The organism is bacterium, assembly GCA_040755795.1.
Lineage (GTDB): Bacteria > UBA9089 > CG2-30-40-21 > CG2-30-40-21 > SBAY01 > JBFLXS01.
Window position 1 is genome coordinate 1 of record JBFLXS010000336.1, and the last position, 4588, is coordinate 4588.

At 36.1% G+C, this 4588-nt stretch carries 5 protein-coding genes; 2 read left to right on the top strand and 3 right to left on the bottom strand.

Features of this window, described 5'->3' with window-relative positions:
• The first annotated feature begins 180 nt into the window (after positions 1–180).
• The gene (locus AB1414_16065) at positions 181–330 is read left to right on the top strand and encodes an alpha/beta hydrolase (GenBank protein ID MEW6608935.1); all 150 of its coding nucleotides are present in this window, start codon (positions 181–183) and stop codon (positions 328–330) included.
• Here AB1414_16065 and AB1414_16070 read toward each other — a convergent pair.
• From AB1414_16070 to AB1414_16080, 3 genes are all read right to left on the bottom strand, one after another.
• Entirely contained in the window at positions 291–956 is a 666-nt protein-coding gene (locus AB1414_16070; protein MEW6608936.1) for a tetratricopeptide repeat protein, read from the bottom strand. The genes AB1414_16065 and AB1414_16070 overlap by 40 nt on opposite strands.
• Entirely contained in the window at positions 949–1980 is a 1032-nt protein-coding gene (locus AB1414_16075) for a VWA domain-containing protein (GenBank protein ID MEW6608937.1), read from the bottom strand. The genes AB1414_16070 and AB1414_16075 overlap by 8 nt, the downstream gene beginning before the upstream one ends.
• Positions 1981–2454: 474 nt before the next feature.
• Positions 2455–3084: an epoxyqueuosine reductase QueH gene (locus tag AB1414_16080; GenBank protein ID MEW6608938.1), complete on the bottom strand. Its 630-nt coding sequence runs from the start codon at positions 3082–3084 to the stop codon at positions 2455–2457.
• Between the two features lie 347 nt (positions 3085–3431).
• On the opposite strand from AB1414_16080, the gene ruvB reads away from it, so the two are divergent.
• A complete protein-coding gene (gene ruvB / locus AB1414_16085) occupies positions 3432–4436 on the top strand; it encodes a Holliday junction branch migration DNA helicase RuvB (GenBank protein ID MEW6608939.1) in 1005 nt (334 codons plus the stop codon).
• Positions 4437–4588: the final 152 nt, after the last annotated feature.

The following is a 4588-nucleotide window of genomic DNA, read 5'->3' on the forward strand; positions in this document are numbered from 1 at the left end:
ATACTCAACACCGTTACAAATTGCGATTTTAGAGATGGTTCACTTTAGCGTGAAAGCTTGCGGTTAAAAAATGGATATGAAATTAGAAATTGGGGAAAGAAGTGAAGACCTAATTTCTAATTTCCAAAAGAAATCACAGGAAAAACGATGAAAATGAACCGTCCCTAAATAGCTCAGTTAATGGCAGTGTCCAGTATAGTTACCAATCACCAGTTACCAATCACCAGTTACCAATCACCAGTTACCAATCACCAATCACCAGTTACCAGTTACCAGTTACCAATCACCAGTTACCAATCCTTTTCTATCTGCTTATCTCCACTAATCTGAACTTGTTTTCGCTTTTGAATCTCTTTTTCTTCCTCTTCTAAAGCCTGTAATATTCGCCCTGCATCTTCTTTAGACATCTTATTTTTATCTTCTTGCTTTGCTTGTTGAGTTTGTTTTTCTTTATTTTTACCATTTTCCCCTTCACTACCTTTAGATTTTTTTTGTTTTTGTTGTTCAGATTTAGCAGGGTGTTTTTGAGATAGCTGTTTTAATTTTTTAAGCACAAATTCTAAATTATACTTTGCCTCTAAATCATCAGGATTAATCTGTAATGATTTTTTATATGAAACAATGGCATTAACTAATTTCCCATCTCTATATTGAGAATTACCAATGTTATAATAAGTTTTAGCCCGGAATAAGGTCTCCTTATTTTTAAGGGCATTTTGATACTCTTTAATTGCCTTTTCATATTGTTGTTTTTTATAAAAGGCATTGCCTATATTAAAATATAACTCTGTAGATTGAGGTTTTTTAAGTTGTGCCTCTCGATATTTTACTAATGCCTCATCATATTTCTCTTGCCCATAAAGTTTATTTCCAACCCTATTTTTATCAGCAACAGGGTCTAAAAAACCTAAAAAGGTACAAAAAGATATTAAAATAATTACCTTAATTCTATTCAAATCTTTCCTCCGCCATTTTCCTGTGGGTGCTGATACTCATTTCTATTACCAGTAAAATCAAGACACCAATTAAGAAATACTGAAATCTATCTTCATACTGAATGTATTGTTTCGACAAAAGTTGTTTCTTTTCCATTCTTAAAATATCCTGATATATTTTATTTAATTCAATTTCGCCGTAGGTCGCTTGATAGTATTTACCATTAGTTAAAGATGCAATTTTCTCAAGAGTTGCTTCATCTAATTTACTCATAACGATTTCACCTGAGGCATCTTTTTTATATTCAATTTGTCCATCTGGGGTTTTAACAGGTATAGGTTCTCCTCGAGTCGAGCCTATGCCAACGGTATAGATTTTCACGCCTTTTTTTTGTGCCTCTTTAGCCGCTTGAATAGGGTTAGTGTTATGGTCTTCTCCATCCGTAAGTAGAATCAGTGCTTTATATTTTTGTTCCTTTTTGACAAATGCCGCGGTGGCGCATCTTATGGCATTTCCAATAGCCGTTCCTGGCACTGGCACGGCATTTATATCAATTGCCTCGAGGAATATCTTTGCCGCACTGTAATCAAGGGTTAATGGGCATTGGACAAAACTTTCACCTGCAAAAACAACCAATCCAACACGGTCTCCTCTTAATTTATCAATCAAGTTACTTATTTTTTGTTTTGCATTTGTTAGTCTATTTGGTTTAATATCCTCCGCCAGCATACTCAACGAGGTATCAATCGCTAAAATTATGTCGATACCTGTTCTTTTTATTATCCCTGATTTGGTGCCTATTTGAGGTCTTGCCAGGGCAATTACCAATAAAATAAAACTTAAGACAATTAAAACCGCCTTTATTTTTTGTCGGTTATTACTTATTGTCGGAGACAATTTTTTTAGCAGGTCTAAATTACCAAATTTAGCCAATGCCTTTTTTTTCTGGTAAAATACAACTATGTAAAACAGAATTAAAACAGGTATAGCGGTTAATATAACTAAATATTCTGGTTGAGCAAAAAGGTTACCTGAATTCATCATATTAAATACCCGTTACCCACAAATTCCAAACCGTTCTCCTGAAAATAGGAAGTAGAGAGTAGAGAGTAGAAAGTAGAAAGTAAAGAAAACACCACTCCTCACGCTTATCTCCCTATCTCCCACCTTCTATCTCCTACCACTATTTTCATCGTCCTTTGTGCCCCGCAGGGGCATGACGGTTCTCCTGAAAATAGCCGTAAGAATAGAACACGGATGACACGGATTAGACGGATGAGCACGGATTTTTTATTTTTTTAGTAATCGGATTGAGCGGATTAATCGGACTTCTTTTCTGTTTTTTTATCTGCTCAATCCGCTAAATCCGCTTACTACTTATTTTCATCATCCTTTGTGCCCACTCCCTGTGGGCATGAGTGTTTCCCCTGAAAATCGGGGTTCGGGGTTCGGATTTAAGGGTTAAGGAATTCTTTTATTCCCGAGTCCCGAGCCCCGATAATTAGTTTGCTTTTTTAGCTAAAAGATGGCTAAATGCTGACAACTGATGGCTGACTGCGGAACGCTTACCTCCTTTATACTATACATACAGCCACAGTAATTCTGGCGAAAGAGATTATGTTGTTTAGCAAAATTCATTGCTAATTTACTCCCTTCCTTTTTCTTGAAATCACGCTCAAGAAAGGCTTCACCACCCAAATCCCGTCCTATTTTATTTATCAGCACACTGTTTTTATGTGGACTTACAGTTAAGGTTGTTGTGAAATATGGAATGTTTAATTCTCTAATTTTTTTAAAAGTTGCATTTAGCCTTATCCAGAAACATACCTCACATCTTTTTCCCCCTTCAGGTTCATCCTTTAAGTTTTCAGTAAGTTTAACCCAATTATCCTTATCATACTCGCCTTCTATCAATTCAAAATCAAGGATTTGGGAGACTTGTTGGGCGACTTCAAGACGCCTTTTATACTCTTGTTCTGGATAAATATTTGGGTTATAAAAAAATCCGATTACTTTAAACCCTTCTTCTCTTAATCTTTCTACAACCCCACCTCCACATATTCCACAGCAAATATGAAGTCCAATAGTTTTCATAAATACCTCAAAAAAGGTAAGAGGACGATTGTATGTATTTAGTGTTTTCGTCATAACCGTTCACCGCACAGATACAGAGACGCAGAGAAAAACAGACTTCTAACCCCTCTCAAGAGGGAAAAATTGATTTATTTCTATGTCTTCTCTGTTCCTCTGCGTCTCTGCGGTGCATTACTATCTAAACGGTTACAAAATTAGTTTAAAATATACCATGAAAAACATTAAAAAGTCAAGACATTTTTTACTAAAAGGGGTAAGCGGATAGAAATTTTGTTGACATAAAATGAAATTCCTGATAAAATCATTTATGCCAATTAATGAATGCGGAAGTGAGAAGTAGAAATACCGAACTAAAAAAATTAATTCCGCATTCCAAATAACAAATACAGGAGATTAATATGATCGAAGAACGATTAACTATTCCAACATTAACTTTTGAAGATAAAGAGATTGAACAAAGTCTTCGTCCAGCGGAGATGGCTGAATTTGTTGGGCAGGATAAGATTAAAGAGAATTTGTCTATTTTTATTCAAGCGGCTTTAAAAAGAAAGGAATCTCTTGACCATATCTTACTCTATGGTCCGCCAGGACTGGGGAAGACGACATTGGCATATATTATTGCTCATGAACTCGGCACAAATATCAAAACGACCTCAGGACCTATTTTAGAAAGACCCGGTGACCTTGCTGCTATCTTGACTAACCTTGCACAACAAGATGTATTGTTTATTGATGAGATTCATCGGATAAATCGAACCGTAGAAGAATTGCTATATTTAGCTATGGAAGACTTTAAATTAGATATTATGATTGGCAAAGGACCTTCTGCCAGGTCAATAAAACTTGATTTACCCAGATTTACCTTAGTCGGTGCCACAACAAAGGCAGGACAACTAACCTCACCACTTCGGGATAGATTTGGCGTGGTTAATCGCTTAGAATTTTATGAAGAAGAAGATATGTTTAAGATAGTCAATCGTTCTTCAAAGATTTTAGGGATTGAAATAGAGGAAGAAGCCAGCTGGGAAATTGCCAAACGCAGTCGGAGAACGCCAAGGGTGGCTAATCGACTCCTGAAAAGAATACGAGACTATGCAGAGGTAAAAGGCAAAGGTAAAATTACCAAACAAATAGCAGATATAGCCCTATCTGCCTTTGAAATAGATGAAGTAGGTTTGGATAATATGGACCGCAAAATTATGGAGACATTGATTGATAAATTCGGTGGAGGTCCTGTTGGACTTAATACCTTAACCGTGGCGGTAAGCGAGGATGTTTCTACGATTGAAGATATTTATGAGCCTTTTTTAATCCAGATTGGTTTCCTCAACCGCACACCACGAGGCAGAAAAGCTACTGCCTTAGCCTATACACATCTTAAAAAGGGAGGATATCTTCAATTGTGAATTGAACCTGGCACATTTCCAGATTGTAACCGTTCACCGCAGAGATGATATGATAAAGTGTCAAGTTTGACCTGCGAAAGATTTTATGGTATACTATACAAAAAGTATTAACTAACTAAAATAAGGAGGACAAACTTATGACACAAACAACA

Excerpts from the sequence above, each read along its gene's own strand:
- AB1414_16075 (MEW6608937.1), bottom strand. The coding sequence starts at position 1,980 with ATGATGAATTCAGGTAACCTTTTTGCTCAACCAGAATATTTAGTTATA.
- AB1414_16080 (MEW6608938.1), bottom strand. The coding sequence starts at position 3,084 with ATGACGAAAACACTAAATACATACAATCGTCCTCTTACCTTTTTTGAG.
- AB1414_16065 (MEW6608935.1), top strand. The coding sequence starts at position 181 with ATGGCAGTGTCCAGTATAGTTACCAATCACCAGTTACCAATCACCAGT.